This window comes from Actinoplanes sp. NPDC024001 (assembly GCF_040638955.1).
Lineage (GTDB): Bacteria > Actinomycetota > Actinomycetes > Mycobacteriales > Micromonosporaceae > Actinoplanes.
Map to the genome: position 1 here is coordinate 1 of NZ_JBEZZB010000125.1, position 19,291 is coordinate 19,291.

General features: G+C 71.2%; 17 protein-coding genes and 1 pseudogene. 11 read left to right on the forward strand and 7 right to left on the reverse strand.

Annotated features, from left to right (window positions below):
* Positions 1-116: 116 nt before the first annotated feature.
* Both AB0F81_RS36140 and AB0F81_RS36145 read left to right on the forward strand, forming a co-directional pair.
* Positions 117-1,037, forward strand: a pseudogene (locus tag AB0F81_RS36140) (PD-(D/E)XK nuclease family protein); the annotation flags it as partial.
* On the forward strand, positions 1,034-4,738 hold the full coding sequence (locus AB0F81_RS36145) for an ATP-dependent DNA helicase (protein WP_360204759.1): 3,705 nt from the start codon (positions 1,034-1,036) through the stop codon (positions 4,736-4,738). The pseudogene AB0F81_RS36140 and the gene AB0F81_RS36145, both read left to right, overlap by 4 nt.
* Positions 4,739-4,863: 125 nt before the next feature.
* Here the strand turns inward: AB0F81_RS36145 and AB0F81_RS36150 are convergent, their stop codons facing one another.
* The gene (locus tag AB0F81_RS36150; RefSeq protein WP_360204762.1) at positions 4,864-5,262 is read right to left on the reverse strand and encodes a pilus assembly protein CpaE; all 399 of its coding nucleotides are present in this window, start codon (positions 5,260-5,262) and stop codon (positions 4,864-4,866) included.
* Between the two features lie 233 nt (positions 5,263-5,495).
* On the opposite strand from AB0F81_RS36150, the gene AB0F81_RS36155 reads away from it, so the two are divergent.
* Positions 5,496-5,699 carry a cold-shock protein gene (locus AB0F81_RS36155; protein ID WP_360204764.1) on the forward strand — a complete coding sequence of 68 codons (204 nt, stop codon included), beginning with the start codon at positions 5,496-5,498 and terminating at the stop codon, positions 5,697-5,699.
* A 303-nt stretch (positions 5,700-6,002) separates the two neighbouring features.
* Here the strand turns inward: AB0F81_RS36155 and AB0F81_RS36160 are convergent, their stop codons facing one another.
* Positions 6,003-6,719: a lysophospholipid acyltransferase family protein gene (locus tag AB0F81_RS36160; protein WP_360204766.1), complete on the reverse strand. Its 717-nt coding sequence runs from the start codon at positions 6,717-6,719 to the stop codon at positions 6,003-6,005.
* A gap of 101 nt (positions 6,720-6,820) precedes the next feature.
* Between AB0F81_RS36160 and AB0F81_RS36165 the strand changes: the two genes are divergently transcribed.
* A complete protein-coding gene (locus AB0F81_RS36165) occupies positions 6,821-7,681 on the forward strand; it encodes a hypothetical protein (RefSeq protein WP_360204769.1) in 861 nt (286 codons plus the stop codon).
* Here AB0F81_RS36165 and AB0F81_RS36170 read toward each other — a convergent pair.
* From AB0F81_RS36170 to AB0F81_RS36185, 4 genes are read right to left on the reverse strand one after another with little or no spacing between them, the layout of a single operon-like run.
* Positions 7,678-8,544, reverse strand: a complete 867-nt coding sequence (locus AB0F81_RS36170; protein ID WP_360204771.1) for an ABC transporter permease — start codon at positions 8,542-8,544, stop codon at positions 7,678-7,680. The two genes, AB0F81_RS36165 and AB0F81_RS36170, sit on opposite strands and share 4 nt — an antisense overlap.
* Positions 8,534-9,283 carry an ABC transporter ATP-binding protein gene (locus AB0F81_RS36175; RefSeq protein WP_360204774.1) on the reverse strand — a complete coding sequence of 250 codons (750 nt, stop codon included), beginning with the start codon at positions 9,281-9,283 and terminating at the stop codon, positions 8,534-8,536. Before AB0F81_RS36175 ends, AB0F81_RS36170 begins: the two co-directional genes overlap by 11 nt.
* A gap of 5 nt (positions 9,284-9,288) precedes the next feature.
* A complete protein-coding gene (locus AB0F81_RS36180) occupies positions 9,289-10,362 on the reverse strand; it encodes an ABC transporter substrate-binding protein (protein ID WP_360204776.1) in 1,074 nt (357 codons plus the stop codon).
* Between the two features lie 8 nt (positions 10,363-10,370).
* Entirely contained in the window at positions 10,371-10,784 is a 414-nt protein-coding gene (locus AB0F81_RS36185; RefSeq protein WP_360204779.1) for an Rrf2 family transcriptional regulator, read from the reverse strand.
* 230 nt (positions 10,785-11,014) lie between these two features.
* Here AB0F81_RS36185 and AB0F81_RS36190 point away from each other — a divergent pair, with 230 nt between their 5' ends.
* The 4 genes from AB0F81_RS36190 (at position 11,015) to AB0F81_RS36205 (ending at position 15,616) form a co-directional block, all read left to right on the forward strand.
* Positions 11,015-12,322 carry a pitrilysin family protein gene (locus AB0F81_RS36190; RefSeq protein WP_360204782.1) on the forward strand — a complete coding sequence of 436 codons (1,308 nt, stop codon included), beginning with the start codon at positions 11,015-11,017 and terminating at the stop codon, positions 12,320-12,322.
* Between the two features lie 31 nt (positions 12,323-12,353).
* The gene (locus AB0F81_RS36195; protein WP_360204784.1) at positions 12,354-13,673 is read left to right on the forward strand and encodes a pitrilysin family protein; all 1,320 of its coding nucleotides are present in this window, start codon (positions 12,354-12,356) and stop codon (positions 13,671-13,673) included.
* On the forward strand, positions 13,670-14,647 hold the full coding sequence (gene nudC / locus AB0F81_RS36200) for an NAD(+) diphosphatase (protein WP_360204787.1): 978 nt from the start codon (positions 13,670-13,672) through the stop codon (positions 14,645-14,647). The genes AB0F81_RS36195 and nudC overlap by 4 nt, the downstream gene beginning before the upstream one ends.
* 87 nt (positions 14,648-14,734) lie before the next feature.
* Complete coding sequence (locus tag AB0F81_RS36205; protein ID WP_360204789.1) at positions 14,735-15,616, forward strand: phytanoyl-CoA dioxygenase family protein; 882 nt, start codon at positions 14,735-14,737, stop codon at positions 15,614-15,616.
* Positions 15,617-15,665: 49 nt separating this feature from the next.
* Here AB0F81_RS36205 and AB0F81_RS36210 read toward each other — a convergent pair whose 3' ends face one another.
* Complete coding sequence (locus AB0F81_RS36210; RefSeq protein ID WP_196413555.1) at positions 15,666-15,908, reverse strand: mycoredoxin; 243 nt, start codon at positions 15,906-15,908, stop codon at positions 15,666-15,668.
* Positions 15,909-15,991: 83 nt separating this feature from the next.
* Between AB0F81_RS36210 and AB0F81_RS36215 the strand changes: the two genes are divergently transcribed.
* From AB0F81_RS36215 to AB0F81_RS36225, 3 genes are all read left to right on the forward strand, one after another.
* Complete coding sequence (locus tag AB0F81_RS36215) at positions 15,992-18,127, forward strand: ATP-dependent DNA helicase UvrD2 (protein WP_360204792.1); 2,136 nt, start codon at positions 15,992-15,994, stop codon at positions 18,125-18,127.
* A 118-nt stretch (positions 18,128-18,245) separates the two neighbouring features.
* Complete coding sequence (locus AB0F81_RS36220; RefSeq protein ID WP_360204794.1) at positions 18,246-18,530, forward strand: hypothetical protein; 285 nt, start codon at positions 18,246-18,248, stop codon at positions 18,528-18,530.
* A 142-nt stretch (positions 18,531-18,672) separates the two neighbouring features.
* Positions 18,673-19,035, forward strand: coding sequence for a WhiB family transcriptional regulator (locus AB0F81_RS36225; protein WP_360204797.1), 363 nt, complete (start codon positions 18,673-18,675; stop codon positions 19,033-19,035).
* The last annotated feature ends 256 nt before the right edge of the window (positions 19,036-19,291 follow it).

The window sequence follows — 19,291 nt, forward strand, 5'->3', positions numbered from 1 at the left end:
CCGGGCCGGTGTAGGAGACCGAGCGTGCGGTGGGGGGGGCCCCCCGGCCCCTCACCTCCGCCTCGCTGGTGGCCTAGCTCTGTCCCTTCGTGGTGTGGTCGTAGGAGACGCCGTGCCGGCGGCGCGCCGCCGCGGCCGAGTTGGCCCGGCTGGCCGCCGCCGGCGTGCCCGGCGCGCACCCGGACGAGTGGTGGGGTCTGCGCCCGCTCTCCGACGACCGGCCGCTGGTCGACGAGGGCGAACCGGTGAAGGTCACCCCGTCCTCGATGGAGAGTGCGCTGCGCTGCAGCCTGCGCTGGCTGCTCGAGCGGCACGGCGGCGCGGCCCCGGCCGGCCCGGCGCAGGGCATCGGCAACCTGGTGCATGCCGCCGCCATGCTCGCCGAGGACGCGAACGCCGACCGGGAGAAGCTGGTCGAGTACGTGTCCGCCCGGTTCGACTCGATCGAGCTGGCGGCCCGCTGGCTGGCCGGCCCGGAGCAGGAGCGCGCCCAGGGCATGGTCGACAAGCTGCTGCGCTGGCTGGCGGCGAACCCGCGGCGGCTGCTGGCGATCGAGCACGAGTTCACCGTCCAGCTGGAGGACGAGCGCCGCCCGATCCAGTTGACCGGCCGGGTGGACCGCCTGGAGATCGACGACGAGGGCAGGCTCGTCGTCATCGACCTGAAAACCGGCAAGACCACCGCCGTCTCCGCCGCTGACGTGGCCGAGAACCCGCAGCTCGGCGGCTATCAGGCCGCCGTCGACGCCGGTGCCTTCGCTGATTACGGGACCAGCACCGGCGGCGCGGCCCTGGTGCAGCTCGGCCCGGGCAAGGAGGCTCGGGAGCAGATGCAGGTCCCGCTCACCGAGGCCACCGACCCGCAGTGGGCCTATGCGATGGTTCGCCGCACCGCCGAGACCATGGCCGCGTCGACGTTCTCCGCGGTGGCCAACAGCCGGTGCCGGGTCTGCCCGGTGCGGACCAGTTGTCCCATCTCCGGCAAGGGCCGCCAGGTCGTCGAGCCGGGCCCGCCACGACCGGACGAGCGCCGATGACCCAGCCGACCCTGTTCACCGACGAGCCCACCCCGCGGCGCCGGGCCGACGCCGGCCCCCGCTACACCCCGCGGGAGCTGGCCCGGATGCTGCGCCTGCCGCCGCCCACCCCGGAGCAGGAGGCGATCATCGCCGCCCCGGTGGAGCCGCTGCTGGTGGTCGCGGGGGCCGGCTCCGGCAAGACCGAGACGATGGCGTCGCGGGTGGTCTGGCTGGTGGCGAACGGCTACGCGCACCCCGGCGAGATCCTCGGCCTCACCTTCACCCGCAAGGCCGCCGGGGAGCTGGCGCACCGGGTCCGCACCCGCCTCGGCCAGCTGATCCGCCGGCTGGGCCGGGACGACGCGTTCGCCGGTGAGGCCACCATCTCGACCTACCACGCGTACGCGGCGCGGGTGGTCACCGAGCACGGCCTGCGGGCCGGCTTCGAGCCGTCGGCGCGCCTGCTCACCGAGGCCGCGCGCTGGCAGATCGTCGACTCGCTGGTGCGGTCCTACACGGGGGAGATGACCGGGCTGAACCGGGCGCCCGGCACGGTCACCGACGATGTGCTGGCACTCTCCGGCGAGCTGGCCGAGCACCTGGTCTCCCCGGAGGATCTGGCCGCCTGGACCGGGCGGTTCTTCGCCGAGGTGCAGGAGTTCCCCGGCCGGGTCTACGCCGATGTGACCGAGATGCTGCGCCGCCAGCAGCACCGGCTCACCCTGCTGCCCCTAGTCCGCCTCTACGAGCAGCGCAAACTCGACCTGGAGGCGATGGATTTCGGCGACCAGATGGCGCGGGCCGCCCTGGTGTCCCGCGATCATCCGGAGGTCGGTGAGATCGAGCGCGGCCGGTTCCGGATCGTGCTGCTCGACGAATATCAGGACACCAGCCACGCCCAGGTCACCATGCTGAACGCGCTGTTCGGCGGCGGCCATCCGGTGACCGCGGTCGGTGACCCGTGCCAGTCCATCTACGGCTGGCGGGGCGCGTCGGCGGGGACGCTGGAGCGGTTCCCGGCGGAGTTCACCGACCGGACGGGCCGGCCGGCCTGGGTGCAGGGCCTGACCCGGAGCTGGCGCAACCGGCCGGAGATCCTGCGGGTGGCGAACACGCTGGCCCGCCCGCTGAACGCCCAGGTCGGCGTCCTGAAAGCGGCCGAGCGGGTGGCTCCGGCGGTGGGCGGCCGCACGGTCACCTGCGCGCTGCTGCCGACGTACGCGGACGAGGCGAACTGGATCGCCGACTCCATGCTGACCGCGTGGCGGCTGGTCGCCGGGATGCCCTCGGTGCTGCCCGAGGAGATCCCGCTGGAGCAGCGCCCGACCAGTGCCGTGCTGGTCCGGGTGCGCAGTCAGATCCCGGTGATCGAGGAGGCGTTGCGGGCCCGTGGCCTGCCGGTCGAGGTGGTCGGGCTGGGTGGTCTCCTGGACACCCCGGAGGTCCGCGACGTGGTGTGCACGCTGCGGGTTCTCGCCGACCCGACCGACGGCGCCTCGCTGTTGCGCCTGCTGACCGGCGCCCGCTGGCGGATCGGCCCGCGCGACCTGGTGGCGCTGCACCGGCGGGCCCGGGCGATCGCGGCCGCCCGGGCGGTTCCGTCCGGCACCAAGCAGGAGGACGTGACGGCGGACCGGCTCGACGACGCCACCCTGGTCGAGGCGATGGCCGATCTCGGCATGCCCCAGCAGTACTCGGCGGAGGGCTACGAGCGGCTGCGGGCGTACAGCCGGGAGCTCTACGCCCTGCGCCAGCGCCTGGACCAGCCGCTGCCCGACCTGCTGGCCGACATCGAGCGGACCATCGGCCTGGACGTGGAGGTGGCGGTCCGCGGCTGGGCGGCCGGTGACGCCGGGCTGGCCCGCGGTCACCTCGACGCGCTCGGTGACGCCGCCACCCGCTATGGGAGCGAGAACGAGAGCGGCACGCTCGCCGGGTTCCTGGCTTTCCTGGCCGCGGCCGAGGAGGAGGAGCGCGGCCTGGAGCCGGGGCAGGTCGACGTGGTCGAGGGCGCCGTGCAGATCCTCACCGCGCACGCCGCGAAAGGCCTGGAGTGGGACGTGGTGTCGGTGGCCGGGCTGTGCCGGGGGGTCTGGCCCGGCCTGGCGCGCAGCAGCGATCACTATGTCGGCGGGATCGGGGTGCTGCCGTTCCCGTTGCGCGGTGACGCGTCCGGGCTGCCCGATCTGGATCTTTCCGAGGCGGTCGACCAGAAGGACGTCGCGGCGGCGGTCACCGCTTTCACCCGCGCGTGGCGCGAGCACGACGAGCGGGAGGAGCGGCGCCTGGCCTATGTCGCGGTCACCCGGCCGCGCCGGCTTCTGCTCTGCTCGGGCTACTGGTGGGGTGACGGCGTGAAGCGGCCGCGCGGCCCGTCGGTCTTCCTGGATGAGATCCGCGCCACCTGTGCCGAGGGCGCCGGGGTGATCGACGTGTGGACCCCGGAGCCCGCGCCCGGCGAGTCCAACCCGAGCGACCGCGTGGTCACCAACGCCGAGTGGCCGTCCGATCCGCTCGGCCTGCGCCGCCCGGCGATGCAGGCCGCCGCCGACCTGATCCGCCGCATGATCGAGAACCCGGAGGCGTCGGCCGCCGAGGCGTTCGCCGATCTGGCGGCGGCCGATCCGGAGGTGGCGGCGCGGGCCGGCCTCGCGGCCGACCTCGTCGGTCTCCCCAGCGCCGGCTGGGAGCCGGCTCCCCAGGATCAACCCCTCGGCGTACGTCTGGACGACACGCCCCGTGACTCCGAGCCGGCCGACGGCTCCGGGCGCGCGGTGGAGATCCCCGGCCAGCGCGTTGCCGAGCCACCCGTCAGCCCCGCAGCCGAGGCCGGCGGCCCAGCCGCGGACCGGAAGGGCCCGCAAGCTGAGGCCGGTGCGCCGGCCCCGGACCGGGAGCGCCCGCAAGCTGAGGCCGGTGCGCCGGCCCCGGACCGGGAGCGCCCGCGGGCCGAGGAGGGGATCCTGGACCGCGAGGATCTGCTGGCTGCCGCGCAGGCGGCGGATCGTGCGGCCGAGGCGGAGGATCCGGACATCGCCCGCTGGCGTCGGGAGGCCCGGCTGCTGCTCGCCGAGCGGCAGGAACGCGCCAACCAGGGTGGTCCGATCGAGGTGGCGCTGCCACCGCACCTCTCGGTCTCGCAGCTGGTCGTGCTGCGCCGCGACCCGCAGGCGCTGGCCCGCTCGCTGCGCCGCCCGCTGCCGCAACGGCCGGCGCCGCAGGCCCGCCGGGGCACGGCCTTCCACGCCTGGCTGGAGCAGCGGTTCGGCTCGGCCCGGCTGATCGACATCGACGAGCTGCCGGGCGCCGCCGACGACGGTGCGGCCGGTGACGAGGAGCTGGCCGCGCTGCAGGAGGCGTTCCTGACCGGCGAGTGGGCCGACCGCACGCCGATCGAGGTCGAGGTGCCGTTCGCCACGACCGTCGCCGGCGTGGTGGTGCGCGGGCGGATGGACGCCGTGTTCGCCGACCCGGACAACCGGTTCGACGTGATCGACTGGAAGACCGGCCGCCGGCCGTCCGGCGCCGAGGCCGAGGCGGCCGCGGTGCAGCTGTCCGCCTACCGGATCGCCTGGGCCTCGCTCGCCGGCGTGCCGGTGAACCGGGTCCGGGCCGGCTTCCACTATGTCCGTGAGCAGGTCACGGTCCGCCCCACCGACCTGCTGGACGCCGCCACCCTGGCCGCGCTGATCGAGGAGATCCCCGCCGAGTCCCTCTGACGGGTGGTTCCCTGTCTGACCGATCCCGGTCAGCCCCCGGCCACGGCGAACGGCGCAGCGCCGGGCATGGCGGACGGCGCAGCGCGAGCTGCGGTGAGCGGTCAACCGCCGGCGGCGGCGAGCGGTCAGGCGCCGGCTGCGGCGAGCAGGTGCAGCAGCGCCGCGGCGTAGCACTCCTCGGCGGTCGGGGCGGTGAAGGTGTGGCTGGAACCGAGCAGCTCCACCCGTACCTGATAGGTGTCCTTCTCGCGGCGAAGCTCGCGGAAGGTCGCGCCGAGGAGCTCGCGAAGCTGGTCCTCGCGGGGCAGCCAGATCGTCTCGTCGAGATCCACGTCGTCGAGCGCCCACTCCGTGGTCCCGTTGAACCCGATGATCCGTCCTTCCGGCCGGTCATGAACCTGAATCGTCATGTTGCTGAGCACGAAAACCTCGTCGTCGAGGTCACGGTCGGGCACGGCGAACCGGTCACCGAGCCGTGGCTTCCAGATCAATCCTGCGGCTTTGAGCTGCCGCGCGACTTGCACGCCGAGCACTTCCCGGCCCCCTTCGCCATGCTAGGCTCGCCAGCGTTGTCAGTTTGGTTCCCAAGTACTCAGGAGCGCCTGTGGGGAAGTCTGCCCCAGGCGCTCTTTGTCGTAACCCGGGTTTCTCCGGTACGGGCGATCAGTACGGCGACACGAGCCCCGCAGAGTGCGGGACTTACCACTTCGTTCCCGTCCATAATGGTCGGGAACGATCGACCGTCGAGGAGACGAGCATGGTTACCGGCGTTGTGAAGTGGTTCAACGCGGACAAGGGCTTCGGGTTCATCACCCCGGACGACGGCGGCGCCGACGTCTTCGCCCACTTCTCCGCGATCCAGATGTCCGGCTACCGGGCCCTGGAGGAGAACCAGCGGGTGGAGTTCGAGGTGACCCAGGGCCAGAAGGGCCCGCAGGCCGCCAACATCCGCGCCATCTGATAAACGCAGCTGACCGCTGGTCACGTCAGTGACCGCGGGTGCGTGAAAGCGGCGCCGTGCCCCGGCCGGGGTGCGGCGCCGCCGGCGTTTCGGCGGAATGCGAAAGAGCTTCCGGCGCACCGAAAGAGCTTCCGGCGCACCGAAAGGGCTCCGGCACGCCGAAAGGGCTCCGGCACGCCGAAAGGGCTCCGGCACGCCGAAAGGGCTCCGGCACGCCGCAAAAGGCTTCCGGCATGCTGCAAGGGCTTCCGGCACGCCAAAGGGCTTCCGGCACGGCCGGAAGCCCTTGTCGATCGGATTCGGTCAGACCGCCGCTGCCGGGCCCGGCAGTGGGGCGGTGCCGCCGAGGTGGGCGGGAAGCCACCAGCGGTCGTCCGGGCCGGAGGGCTTCTCCGGGTACGCCCGCTGCACGGCGTCGAGAAGCTCGGTCAGCCGCTGCTTGAGCGTCGCGGTGATCGCCTCCGGGGTGGTGTCCTCGGGCGTCGGAACCGCCTCGCCGATCTTGATGAGGACCGGCACGTGCCGCTTGGTGAGCTCCTTCTTGCGGCCCTTGGTCCAGAGCCGGTGCGGGCCCCAGACGGCCATCGGGATCAGCGGGACCCCGGCCTCCTGCGCCATCCGGGCCGCGCCCGACTTGAGGCCCTTGATGGTGAACGACTCGCTGATCGTGGCCTCCGGGAAGACACCGACGATCTCGCCGCCGCGCAGCGCCTCGGTCGCTTCCTTGAAGGCCGCGGTGCCCGCCTTGCGGTCCACCGGGATGTGCCGCATGCCGCGCATCAGCGGGCCGCTGACCTTGTGGTCGAAGACCGACTTCTTGGCCATGAACCGGACCAGCCGCTTGGCCGGCTGGGTGCCGAGCCCGCAGAAGATGAAGTCGAGGTAGCTCGAGTGATTACTGGCCAGCACCGCCCCGCCGCTCGCCGGGATGTGCTCGGCTCCCTCGATTTCGATCTTGAGGTCGAGCACGCGGAACATCGTCTTGGCCAAGGCGACGACCGGGGGATACACCAGTTCCATGGCAGCACGGTAGCTGACATTCCTGGGATCCGCGTGAGTCGCCCGCACAATACCGGTAGGCGTACCGGCCGGTGGGATGGTCGGTGGTGTTCACTGGTGACATGTCGGAACCGAAGGGCGGGCCGTGGACGTCCGGGGCGGTGACCGCGCTGGGCGTACCCCCGCTCGGTCCCGCGCAACCACCTGCCCCGCCGGCGCCGCCCTCGCCGGACGGGCCGCAGCGTCGCCGGCGGCAGTTGCTGATCTTCGGTGGCGTCGCCGCCGCGATCCTCGCGGCGGGTCTGACGGTGCTGCTGGTGGTCCTGCTCAGCGGTGACAGCAACCCGTTCCGCGACAGGGCCCCGGGGCCGGTCGATGTGCGCCCGCCGCTGGCGCAGGCCTGCCCCGCGCCGACCGCGGTGCCGAGCGGCCCGGCGGCCCGCGCGCCCAGCGTGCCGCCGGTGAGCGGGGAGCGGACCGTCGACGACGAGGCCGGCATCTCCTACCGCAAGTACGGTGCGCCCTGGGTGACCTGGGACCGGGTGTGGCGGGCCGGCACGCTGCAGGTGCCCTACCGGGTCGGTCAGCATTTCGTGACCGAGGTGTACAGCGGTGGCGAGTACCACGCCTCGATCCTGTCCGCGGCGGTGCCGGCCGCCGACAACGACGCGGTGTCGCTGGATCTCGAGTGCGTGGGCCGGCAGGTGGCGGCCGACGTCCGCGCCGAGTACTACCCGCAGCCGAACACCATGGAGCCTCTGCGCGACGAGGTCACCACGCTGGGCGGGCTGCCGGCCTGGGTGAGCGAGTTCCGGCTGCGGTTCCGCGAGGACGGGCTGACCGCCACCGAGGAGCTCTCCGCGGTGGCGGTGATCGACGTCGGCAAGCCGACCGCCGCCGTCCTGTACGTGTCGGTGCCGGGCACGCACAAGAAGTTCGAGTACGTCGTCGAGGACGTCCTGAACTCGGTCCGCCCGCTCTAGCCGAGCAGGCCCCAGCGTTTGCGCAGCGCGTTGTCGGCGGTGTTGAACAGCATGTCGATCAGGATGCCGATCACCAGCACCACGATGATGTAGCAGATCACCAGCGAGGCCTCGTGCAGATCACGGGCCTGCTGCATGCGTACGCCGACGGACAGTGCGCCGGGAACGATGACCAGCAGCTCGCCGGCCATCAGGCTGCGCCAGGAGAACGCCCAGCCCTGCTTCAGGCCCGAGATGAACGACGGCAGTGACGCCGGCAGGATCAGGTGCCGGTATTTGGACAGCCCGGTCATCCCGAGCACCTGGCCCACCCGCAGCCAGGTCCGTGGCACGTAGTCGATGCCGCTGATCAGGCCGTTCGCCACCGAGGGCGCGGCGCCGATGACCACCACGAACAGGATGGCGCTCTCGCTGATCTGGAACAGCAGGATGGCGAGCGGGAACCACATGATCGACGGCATGGTCTGCAGGCCGGTGATCAGTGAGCCGATCGCGGCTCGCAGCGGCGCGAACCGGGAGACCGCCGCGCCGATCACGGTGCCGATCACCACGGCCAGGAGGAAGCCGGTGAGGGCCCGGGTCATCGTCAGGCGCACGCCGTCCCAGAACGAGCCCGTGGTGATCAGCCCGGTCAGGTCGGTGAAGACCGTCTGGGGGCCGGGCAGCACGTAGGGCGGTTTCCATTCGGAGAGCACCACCAGCTGCCACGCCGTGATGGCGATCGCCACGGCGAGCAGTTTGGGCCAGGCGCTGCTCCAGATCCGCCGGCCCGGGTTGCGCTTCTCCTTGCGCGGCCCGAGTTCGAGCGCGTCCAGGCCGCTGAGCTCGTCGGCCCGGGTGTCGTCGACGACTTCAGCTGGCATGACGGGCGACCTCCGCACGGAGCCGGTCGGTGATCTCGGCGGCCTGTGTGGCCACCTCGGTGGAGTCGATGCGCCGGGGGCGCGGGTGATCGATCCGGAAATCCTCGATCACCCGGCCGGGCCGGCTGCTGAGCAGGATGACGCGGTCGCCGAGACGGACCGCTTCCCGGACGTTGTGCGTGACGAAGAGAACGGTGAGGTTCTGCTCGCGCCAGATCCGCTCCAGCTCGTCGTGCAGGATGTCGCGGGTCATCGCGTCCAGCGCGCCGAACGGCTCGTCCATCAGCAGGACGTCCGCGTTCTGGGCGAGGGCGCGGGCCAGCGCGACACGCTGCCGCATGCCGCCGGAGAGCTCGTGCGGCCGCTTACTGCCGAAGCCGCCGAGCCGAACGATCTCCAGCAGTTCGGCGGCGCGCTTCTTGCGCTCGGCCCGGCCCACCCCCTGCATGCGCAGCGCCAGCTCGACGTTGCCGGCGACCGAGAGCCAGGGGAAGAGGGCGGCCTCCTGGAACATCAGCGAGACGTGCCGCCCGCCGATGTCCAGGGTGCCGCCACTGATCTGGTCGAGCCCCGCCACCAGCGACAACAGCGTGCTCTTGCCGCATCCGGAGGCGCCCAGCAGGCAGACGAACTCGCCCTTGCTGACGGTCAGCGACACGTGGTCGAGCGCGAGCAGGGCGTTGCCGCCGGACCCGTACTGCTTGGAGACGCCGTCGAGGCGTACCACTGCGAGGCTCATCGTCGTCAGGCTGCCGCGTCGCTGACCTCAGGCTGGCCGTCAGCCTTGAGGACCTCGTTGAGCAGGGTCAGGTCGTAGATGCCGTTGAGGTCGACGGGCTTGAGCAGGCCGACGGCCTCGGCGTTCTTCGCGCTGGTGAACAGCGACGGAGCGATCGGGTCGTGGGTGAACTTCAGGTTGTTGAACGCGGCCTGCAGGATCTCGTCCTTCAGCGGCTTGCCGGAGAGGGCGGCGATCTGGTCGTTGGCGGCCTTCTGCGCCCCGGCGTTGTCGGTCTCGATGTACTTCACCGACTTGACGTGACCCTGCAGCAGCTTCTTGACCGTGCCCGGGTACTTCTTCAGGAACTCCTGGCTGACGATCAGGTGGGTGGTGACGAAATCGCCGTTGGGCCAAAGGGTCTTCTCGTCGACCAGCAGCTTGCCCTGGGATTCGAGCACCAGCCGGCTCAGGTTCGGCTCCGGCACCCAGGCGCCGTCGATCGCGCCCTGGGCGAAGGCCTGCAGCGCCGTCGCGTTGTCCTGCGGCAGCACCGAGACGTCACCGCCGCCCTGCTGGTCGGCGTTGAGGCCGTTCTGCTTCAGCCAGGCACGCAGCGCCACGTCCTGGGTGTTGCCGAGCTGCGGGGTGGCGATCTTCTTGCCCTTGAGGTCGGCCGGGGCGTTGATGCCCTCCCGGACCACGAGGCCGGCGCCGCCCGAGGTGCTGCCCGCGACGATCTTGAGGGCGGTGCCCTTGGAGGTGGACCAGCCGTTGATGGCCGGGTTCGGGCCGATGTAGGTGGCGTCGATCGCGCCGGAGAAGAGCGCCTCGATCGCGGCCGGACCGGCGTTGAAGGTCTTGCTCTCCAGCTTGGTGCCGGTGCCCAGCGACTGCTCGAAGAACTTCTGGTTGACGCCGACCAGGGCCGGGGCGTGAGTGATGTTCGGGAAGTACCCCAGCCGCAGGGTCTCCGCCTCGGCGCCGGCCTTCGCCTCGCCGGCGGCCTCGTCGCTGTCGGAGCCGCACGCGGCGAGGGCGGTCGAGGCCAGCATCGCGGCCGTGGCGAGGGCGAGCGCACGTATGGTGCGGGAGCTCATGCTCACTCCTAGTTTCGTTTCACTTGAGTGGTGGAGAGTTCGGCCAGGGTCTTGGTGTCGACGACGCCCTCGATGGCCGCCTCGACAGCGATCCAGACGTCGTGCAGCGCCGTCGCTGCGCCGTGGTACGTCGCCGTGGCGGTGGGCAGCCCCCGGACCGTGGTGAGGGCACCTCCGGCGGCGCGTACCACGTCGCCGACGGTGATCTCCTCGGCCGGGCGGGCCAGGGCGTACCCGCCGTCGACGCCGCGGAAGCTGTGCAGCAGGCCGGCGCGGCGCAGGTCCAGCAGGATGCCCTGAAGGAAGCTGAGCGGGATGTCCTGCACGGCCGCCAGGGTGGCGGCCTTGACCAGACGAGGGCGCTCGGCGGTGACCGTCAGCATCGCGCGTACGGCGTAGTCCGTGCGTGCCGAGACGTACACGACGCGCACCCCCTCCCGCAGATTCTCTGCATTGCCTATCTGATGGATAGGGATAATGGATCAGATGGGTTTAGTGCGTCAAGGGCGGCTCGCGGCCGGGAAATGCGGCATCCCGGTGCTTAGTGGGGTGCTTCGCGCCGATCCGGTGGTGGGCGTTACACCGAGCGGATACCGCTACGTGTGCCGCCCGACTACAGCGAGGATCGACGCCGACACGCTAGATTCGTACCGTGGCGCCCAGAATCAAGATCCCCGCGACGAAATATCCGGTCGAGCGATTCACCCTCGGCAATGGTCTGCGCGTGGTCCTGTCACCGGATCGCAGCGCCCCGGTCGTCGGTGTGGCCGTCGTCTACGACGTCGGCATCCGCAGTGAACCGGAGGGCCGCACCGGCTTCGCCCACCTCTTCGAGCACCTGATGTTCCAGGGCTCGGAAAATCTGGAGAAGCTGGCGCACTTCCGGCACGTGCAGGGGGCCGGTGGCAGTTTCAACGGCTCCACCCACCTGGACTACACCGACTACTTCGAGGTGCTCCCGGCCGGTGCGCTGGAGCGTGCCCTCTTCCTCGAGGCCGACCGGATGCGCGGTCCCCGGCTCACCGAGGAGAACCTGCGCAACCAGGTCGACGTGGTCAAGGAGGAGATCCGGGTCAACGTCCTCAACCGGCCGTACGGCGGCTTTCCCTGGCTGAAGCTGCCGCCGGTGATGTTCGAGACGTTCCCCAACGCGCACGACGGCTACGGCTCGTTCGAGGACCTGGAGAGCGCCACCGTCGAGGACGCGCAGGGCTTCTTCGACCGCTACTACGCCTGCGGCAACGCGGTGCTGTCGGTCGCCGGTGACTTCGACGTGGCCGAGGCGACCGCGATGATCGAGCGGCACTTCGGCGACGTGCCGGCCCGGCCGGCCCCGTCCCTGCCCGACTTCGCCGAGGCCGACCTGAGCGGTGAGCGCCGCGAGTCGTACACGGATCGCATCGCCCCGCTGCCCGCCGTGGCGGCGGGCTACCGGGTGCCCGACCCGATCAAGGACTTCGACGCCTACCTGCCGTTCGCGGTGCTCGCCGAGGTGCTCACCGACGGCGACGCCTCACGCCTGGTCGAGCGCCTGGTCCAGCGTGACCGCACGGCCACCACGCTCGGCGGCTACCTCGGCTTCATGGGCGACGAGTACCAGGTGCGCAACCCGACCGCGCTGCTGCTCCAGGCGCACCTGCCGCCCGGTGGCGACGCCGGCAAGGTGCTGCAGACCATCGACGAGGAGCTGGACCGGCTGGCCGCCGACGGCCTCAAGCCCGGTGAGCTCGACCGCACCCAGGCCCGGATGGCGACGCGCCTGCTGCACGACACCGACGCGGTGCTCGGGCGGGCGCTGCCGATGGCCGTGCTGGAGCTGCAGCGCGGCCGGCCGGACCTGCTCAACGACCTGCCGAAACTGATCAGCGAGGTCGGCGCCGAGCAGATCGTCGCCGCCGCGGCCACCCTGCGGCCGGAACGCCGCGCCAGTGTCGAAGTGATCCCGGGAGCCGGAGCATGACCAGCAAGAACGTGACCCTGGGAGCCGGAGCATGACCAGCAAGAAACTGCCGGACCTGATTCCGGACGCCGAACTCAACCTGCCGCGGGAATCCGAGCGCACCCTGCCGAACGGCCTGACCGTGATCGCGATCCGCCGCTCGGCGGTGCCGCTGGTCGAGGTCCGGCTGCGCATCCCGTTCGGCCGGGCCCCGCTGGCCCCGGCCACCCTGCTGTCGCAGGCCCTGTTCACCGGCACCAGCGGCATGTCGAGCATCGACATCGCCGCCGAGCTGCAGGCGGTCGGCGGCAGCCTCGCCGCCGGCCTCGATCCGGACCGGCTGCTGATCAGCGGCAACGCGCTCGCCGACGGCCTGGACCGGACGCTGGAGCTGCTCGCCTCGGTGCTGACCGATGCCACCTATCCGGGCGAGGAGGTGGCGACCGAGCGGGAGCGGCTGGTCGACCACATCCAGGTCGCCCTGAGCCAGCCCGCCCACCTGGCCCGGGTCGCGCTGCTCAAGCGGATGTACGGCGCCCATCCGTACGCGGTGCAGACCCCGGAACCGGACGAGGTGCGGGTCGTCGAGCCGGACCCGCTGCGCGAGCTGCACGCGGCCCGGGTGCGCCCGGCCGGCGCGATCCTGGTGCTGGTCGGCGACATCGACCCGGACCAGGCCATCGACACCGCGGAGAAGATCCTCGGCGGCTGGACCGGCGCGGCGGCGGACGGCACCGTCCCGCCGACCCCGGCGCTGGAGACCGGCCCGCTGCTGCTCGTCGACCGGCCCGGCTCGGTGCAGTCCTCGCTGCGGATGGCGCTGCCCGGCATCGCCCGTACCGATCCCGACTATCCCGCGCTCAGCCTGGCGAACTTCGTCTTCGGCGGATACTTCTCCTCGCGCTGGGTGGAGAACATCCGCGAGGACAAGGGCTACACGTACGGTTCGCACTCGGTGATCGAGCACTTCGTCGCCGGTTCCGCCCTGCTGGCCGCGGCCGAGGTGGCCACCGAGGTGACCGGCCCGTCCCTGCTGGAGACGCTCTACGAGCTGGGCCGCATCGCCAGCCTCCCGCCCGGCGAGGAGGAACTGGAGCAGGCCCGCCGCTACGCGCTGGGCACCCTGCGCCTCGGCATGTCGACCCAGGCCGGCCTCGCCGGGCTGGCCAGCATGTACGCAGGCTTCGGCCTGCGCCTGGAGCACCTGCGCGAGCACTCGGCCGCCCTGGCCGCCGCCACCCGGGAGGAGGTCGCCGCCGCGGCCGCGAAATACCTCGCACCGTCCCGGGCGGTGACCGTGGTCCTCGGCGACGCGGAGAAGATCGAGCCGCAGTTGTCCGCCCTGACGGCAGTGGAGCGCAGCACAGAGTGAGCGAGCCGGAGCAGCCAGATCTGGGCGAGCAGCCCGGCACACCGCCGCTGGCGCGGAGCACCCTGGACCGCGCGGCGGTCCGGCGCAAGGACGAGGCGTGGCTGGCCGCGGCGTGGGACCGCGGCCTGCTCCTCGTCGTGGATCTCACCAAGGGCGGCCGGGCACTGGTCACCGACCGCCCGGACGGCACGGCCGCTCTGGTGCTGCTGCCGGCGGCTGAGGCGCCCGAGGGGGAGCGCTGGTTCCTCGGCGTCGACCGGGACGGCACCCCGATCTGGACCACCGACGCGCCGCTGCACCCGACCGGCGACACGCGCGCCGCGACACTGCGCGAGATCGGTCATCTGCTCGACGACCGGGACGCCGGGCTGTTCACCGCGGCCGCCGCGCTGGGCAACTGGCACCTGAGTCACCAGTTCTCGCCGCGGACCGGCAAGCCCACGGTCGCGGTCGAGGCCGGCTGGGCGCGCGCCGACGCGGACGGGCAGCTGATGTGGCCGCGGACCGATCCGGCGATGATCGTACTGGTGCACGACGGGGTGGCCGGCCCGGCCGGGCGCTGCCTGCTCGGCCACAACGCGGCCTGGCCGACCGGCCCGGACGGCGTACGCCGCTTCTCCTGCCTGGCCGGCTATGTCGAGCCCGGTGAGTCGGCCGAGGCCGCCGTGGTCCGTGAGGTCGGCGAGGAGGTCGGCATCCGGCTCACCTCCCTGCGCTACGAGGGCAGCCAGTCCTGGCCCTATCCGGGTTCGCTGATGCTCGGCTTCCACGGTGTCGCGGACCCGGCGCAGCCGCTGGTCCTGGATCCGGAGGAGATCGACGAGGCGCACTGGTTCACCCGGGACACCATCGCCAAGATGATCGCCGGCGGTTACGTCGACCCGGATTCGGGTGTGCCGATGAGCCTGCCGATGCAGTCCTCGATCGCCTTCTATCTCATCGAGAAGTGGCTGCTGGCGGGCACGGAGCGTTAGCGATCAGTAACTGAAAATATTTCCGATTGGGTGGCAACCAATCGGCGGGGTCACCGCGTCTTGGTTACAAAGACGAGAGGGGAACCGATGACCCAGGTTGAGGCCCCGGCGTGGACGCCGATGACCGCCGACGAGCGGGAGGCGTTCGACCGCGACGGTTACATCGTCGTTCCGTCGGTGCTGACGGAGAGCGAGGTCGAGGTCGGCCGGACCGCGATCCTCGGGGCGTATGAGAAGGCGAAGCGAGACGGCAAGCTCGGGCCTACGGGGGCTCTGCACCAACTCTCCCCGATCGCTGGGGTTCCGGAACTCGCGTTTCTGCTCGACCATCCCAGGGCGTTCAAGTACATCTGGTCGCTGCTGGGGTGGAACATCCACGTGTACCACTCGCACATCGACGTGCACCCGCAGCTTCACGAGCAGCAGAAGATCTGGTGGCACTGGCACCAGGACGGCGGCCGGCAGAACCGGGAGATCGAGACCGATCCGCGCCCGATGATGTCGGTGAAGCTGGCCTACTGGTTCTCCGACGTCAGCGAGACCGGCCGGGGCAACTTCACCGTCCTGCCCGGCAGCCACAAGACCAACTGGCTGCCCGGCCCGCCGAACCGCGGCGTCGCGTGGCCGCAGCCCGAGGGCGCGACCCAGATCACCGCGAACCCGGGTGACCTGGTGGTCTTCGACCGGCGCATCTGGCACGCCCGGTCGGACAACTACTCCGACATCACCCGTGTGGGTGCCTTCTTCGGCTACACGCCGCGCTGGATCGCCATCCGCGACGAGGTCGCCGACCTGCCGAACCGGCCGGAGTGGGAGTCCTTCAACGACGTGCAGAAGCAGCTTCTCGGCGGCTTCGGCAACGGTGACGGGGACCACCAGTGGGGGCACTACCCGGAGACCACGCCGCTCTACGGCGCGCTCAAGGAGCGGGGCCTGCTCGACTCGAGCATTCCCGCGCTGATTCCGTAAGACACCGAAAAGGGCCCGTCCCCCTCAGGGGCGGGCCCTTCTCGTACTGCTACGCCGAGATGGCGGCCAGGTGCTGCTTGACCTGGACGATCGACGGGTTGGTCAGCGCCGAGCCGTCGGAGAACTTCAGCGTGGGAACGGTCTGGTTACCACCGTTCACGCTGCGCACGAACGCGGCCGAGGCCTCGTCCTGCTCGATGTCCACGACGTCATAGGCGATGCCTTCCCGGTCGAGCTGGCTCTTCAGCCGGTGGCAGTACCCACACCAGGACGTCGAGTACATGGTCAGCATCGGTCAGGGCTCCTTCGAGACAGGTCACACGGCGGTGCGGCTGAAGAGCACAACGCCCGGCCGGGGTGTCATGATTCCCTACCGTGCGGACTGATGGGGTGCTGACCGGGCTCGACCCGGAACAGCGGACGGCGGTGACCGCTCCCGCGGGTCCGGTCTGCATCCTGGCCGGCGCCGGGACCGGCAAGACCCGGGCCATCACGCACCGGATCGCGTACCGGACGTCGAGCGGCGAGATCAGCCCGCGGCACGTGCTGGCGGTCACCTTCACCGCCCGGGCCGCGGCCGAGATGCGGGCCCGGCTCACCGGGCTCGGCACCACCGGCGTGCAGGCCCGCACGTTCCACGCGGCCGCGCTGCGGCAGGTGCGCTACTTCGCCCCCCGGTTGCTGGAGGGACGGGCGATGCCGGAGCTGATGGAGAGCAAGGCGCGCACGGTCGGCCTCGCGGCCGCCCGGGTCGGGGTACGCGCGGACCGCACCGCGGCGCGGGACCTGGCGAGCGAGATCGAGTGGGCGAAGTCCTCCCTGGTCGAGCCGGGGGAGTACGTGGTGGCCGCGGCCAAGGCGCTGCGCGAGCCGCCCTACGAGCCGGCCCGGGTCGCCGAGGTCTTCGCCGCCTACGAGCAGCTGAAACGCCGCCAGGGCGTGATCGACTTCGAGGATCTGCTGCGCGCCGCGGTCTGGGGCATCGAGGAGCACCCGGACGTCGCCGACCAGATCCGCGCGCAGTACCGGCACTTCGTCGTCGACGAGTACCAGGACGTCAACCCGCTGCAGCAGCGGCTGCTCGACGCGTGGCTGGGCGGGCGCGACGACATCACCGTGGTCGGTGACGCCAGCCAGACGATCTACTCGTTCACCGGCGCGACCTCGTCTTACCTGATCGATTTCCCGCGGCAGCGGCGCGGCGCCGTCGTGGTGCGCCTGGTGCGTGACTACCGGTCGACCCCGCAGGTGGTCGGCCTGGCCAACGCGGTGATCCGGCAGGCCCGCGGCACCGAGGCCAAGCTGCGCCTGGAACTGGTCGGCCAGCGCGAGCCCGGCCCGGAGCCGGAACTCAAGATCTTCCCGGACGAGCCGGGCGAGGCCGCGGCGGTGGCCCGGCGATGCCGGGACCTCATCGCCGCCGGCACGCCGGCCAGCGAGATCGCGGTGCTCTTCCGCACCAATGCGCAATCCGAGGCGTACGAGGAAGCGCTCGCCGAGGCCGAGGTGCCCTACGTGGTCCGTGGCGCCGAGCGGTTCTTTGAGCGTGCCGAGGTGCGGCAGGCGATGGTCGCGCTGCGGGCCGCCGTGCGGTCCATCCCCGGCGAGACGCCGCTGGTCGAGGCGGTCGTGGAGGCGCTCGCCGCGACCGGGTGGAACCGCAGTCAGCCCCCGCCGGGCGGTGCCGCCCGCGAGCAGTGGGAGGCGCTGGCGGCCCTGGTCACCCTCGCTGAGGAGTACGCGGCGTCACCCGAGATCCTGCCGATCGGGGACGCCGGGCGGGTCCAGCGGGACGTGTCGCTCTCGGCGTTCAACGACGAGCTGGCCCGCCGGGCGGAACAGCAGCACGCGCCGACCGTGGCCGGGGTCACCCTCGCCTCGTTGCACTCGGCGAAGGGCCTGGAGTGGGACGCGGTCTTCCTGGTCGGGCTCGCCGACGGCACGCTGCCCACGACGTACGCGAAGACGGCCGAACAGTTGGAGGAGGAACGCCGGCTGCTCTACGTCGGCGTGACCCGTGCCCGGCATGTGTTGTGGCTCTCATACGGCCAGTCCCGCTCGCCGGGTGGCCGGCCCCGTCGCCCGTGCCGTTTCCTGCCGCAGCTGGAGCGATCGGGATCGGCCGAGCGGGGCCCGGAGCGCAGTCGGAAACCCGACCGGCGCCGCCCGCAGGTCTCGTCCTGCCGGATCTGCGGCGCCACCCTGCTGGCCGGTGCCGACCGCAAGCTGGGCCGCTGCCCGACCTGCCCGTCGGACCTCGACGAGGACCTCTACCAGCGACTTCAGGTGTGGCGGGCGAACACCGCCGCACACCTCAAAGTCCCTGCTTACGTGGTGTTCACCGACGCCACCCTGGTGGCCATGGCGGAACGCCGCCCGGCGGAGCCCGCCCAACTGCTGGCGATCGCCGGAATAGGCCCGCGCAAACTCGGTCAGTACGGCGATGCGGTCTTCGCTCTGGTGGCCGGCGCGAGCCCCGATGATCTTGCGCCAAAAAACTTTGAAAGTTAGTCCGTTAATTCGTTTGCCCTCTCCTGTAGGGCAGGCATAGCCTCAGAACACGTCTTGGCGAGCGATGGGTTCGCCGAGGTTTCACCACGAGTGCAAGGTCAAGGAGGAGGTGGCAACGATGAAGCTCAACACGATGATGCGTCCGTCGATGCTGCCGACTGCTGCCTGGACTCCGTCCGCCCCGCTGCCTGCTACCGCCGCTCCGTTGGCGCTGCTCGCTGCTGAGCGGATCTCCGTCCCGCAGGTGCACCAGGTCCAGGCTCAGGCCGAGCTGGGCAAAGCGGTCCTGGTGCTCATCGACGGAAACAAGGGGACCACTGGGTTCAAGGGCAACAACGCTATCTCCCGTAAGCGCTACACGGATGGTGGCAGCGGTGTCCCGCCTCGAGGAAGGCCGGTCTGATAAACCAGACCTCCGGCTCACCTCGAGGCCGCGGAACCCGTAACCGGGATCCGCGGCCTTAATTTTTGCCGGCTTACCGGCCGGTGCACGACCCGAACTGCGATCCAGAAGATCGAGAAGAAGAGAGAGGTGACCGGGCTTTATGAGTCTGGCGCTGGCCCCGATCGACATGAACGTCGAGCTCGAGGCAAACCTGCCCTGTCGGAAGTTTGACCCGGACCTGTGGTTCTCCGAGTCCCCGGCCCAGCTGGAGCTGGCCAAGTCGCTCTGCGGGGACTGCCCGCTGCGCGTCGAGTGCCTCGCCGGCGCGGTGGAGCGGAACGAGCCCTGGGGTGTCTGGGGTGGAGAGATCTTCGAGCGTGGCGCCGTGGTTCCGCGCAAGCGGCCCCGTGGCCGTCCGCGTAAGGCCGACGTCGCCCGCGACGCCGAGCTGGCCGTCGAGGTCGAGGAGCGGCTCGCCGCGAACGGTCTCGAGTCCCGTAACTGCGTCCGACTGGCGGCCTGAGATGACGACCCTCCCCACTGCCGTAACTGAGATCCGAAAGCCGAGCACCGAGATGCCCACGAATGGAGCCACCAAGATGAGACTCATCCAAGAAGCGTTGTCGAGGGCCCGAATGCGTCGGCCTCAGAGTGACCGTGCACCTGAGGCTTACCGCTCCGCTCGCCGCATCGCCATGGAGGCCCGTCACCGGGCCGCCCGCGAACTCGGCGTCTGAGCCCGAATCCCCCAAGACCCGCTACCTGGGTAAATGAGAATG

Excerpts from the sequence above, each read along its gene's own strand:
- AB0F81_RS36145 (WP_360204759.1), top strand. The coding sequence starts at position 1,034 with ATGACCCAGCCGACCCTGTTCACCGACGAGCCCACCCCGCGGCGCCGG.
- AB0F81_RS36155 (WP_360204764.1), top strand. The coding sequence starts at position 5,496 with ATGGTTACCGGCGTTGTGAAGTGGTTCAACGCGGACAAGGGCTTCGGG.
- AB0F81_RS36160 (WP_360204766.1), bottom strand. The coding sequence starts at position 6,719 with ATGGAACTGGTGTATCCCCCGGTCGTCGCCTTGGCCAAGACGATGTTC.
- AB0F81_RS36165 (WP_360204769.1), top strand. The coding sequence starts at position 6,821 with ATGTCGGAACCGAAGGGCGGGCCGTGGACGTCCGGGGCGGTGACCGCG.
- AB0F81_RS36170 (WP_360204771.1), bottom strand. The coding sequence starts at position 8,544 with ATGCCAGCTGAAGTCGTCGACGACACCCGGGCCGACGAGCTCAGCGGC.
- AB0F81_RS36175 (WP_360204774.1), bottom strand. The coding sequence starts at position 9,283 with ATGAGCCTCGCAGTGGTACGCCTCGACGGCGTCTCCAAGCAGTACGGG.
- AB0F81_RS36180 (WP_360204776.1), bottom strand. The coding sequence starts at position 10,362 with ATGAGCTCCCGCACCATACGTGCGCTCGCCCTCGCCACGGCCGCGATG.
- AB0F81_RS36195 (WP_360204784.1), top strand. The coding sequence starts at position 12,354 with ATGACCAGCAAGAAACTGCCGGACCTGATTCCGGACGCCGAACTCAAC.
- AB0F81_RS36205 (WP_360204789.1), top strand. The coding sequence starts at position 14,735 with ATGACCCAGGTTGAGGCCCCGGCGTGGACGCCGATGACCGCCGACGAG.
- AB0F81_RS36210 (WP_196413555.1), bottom strand. The coding sequence starts at position 15,908 with ATGCTGACCATGTACTCGACGTCCTGGTGTGGGTACTGCCACCGGCTG.
- AB0F81_RS36220 (WP_360204794.1), top strand. The coding sequence starts at position 18,246 with ATGAAGCTCAACACGATGATGCGTCCGTCGATGCTGCCGACTGCTGCC.
- AB0F81_RS36225 (WP_360204797.1), top strand. The coding sequence starts at position 18,673 with ATGAGTCTGGCGCTGGCCCCGATCGACATGAACGTCGAGCTCGAGGCA.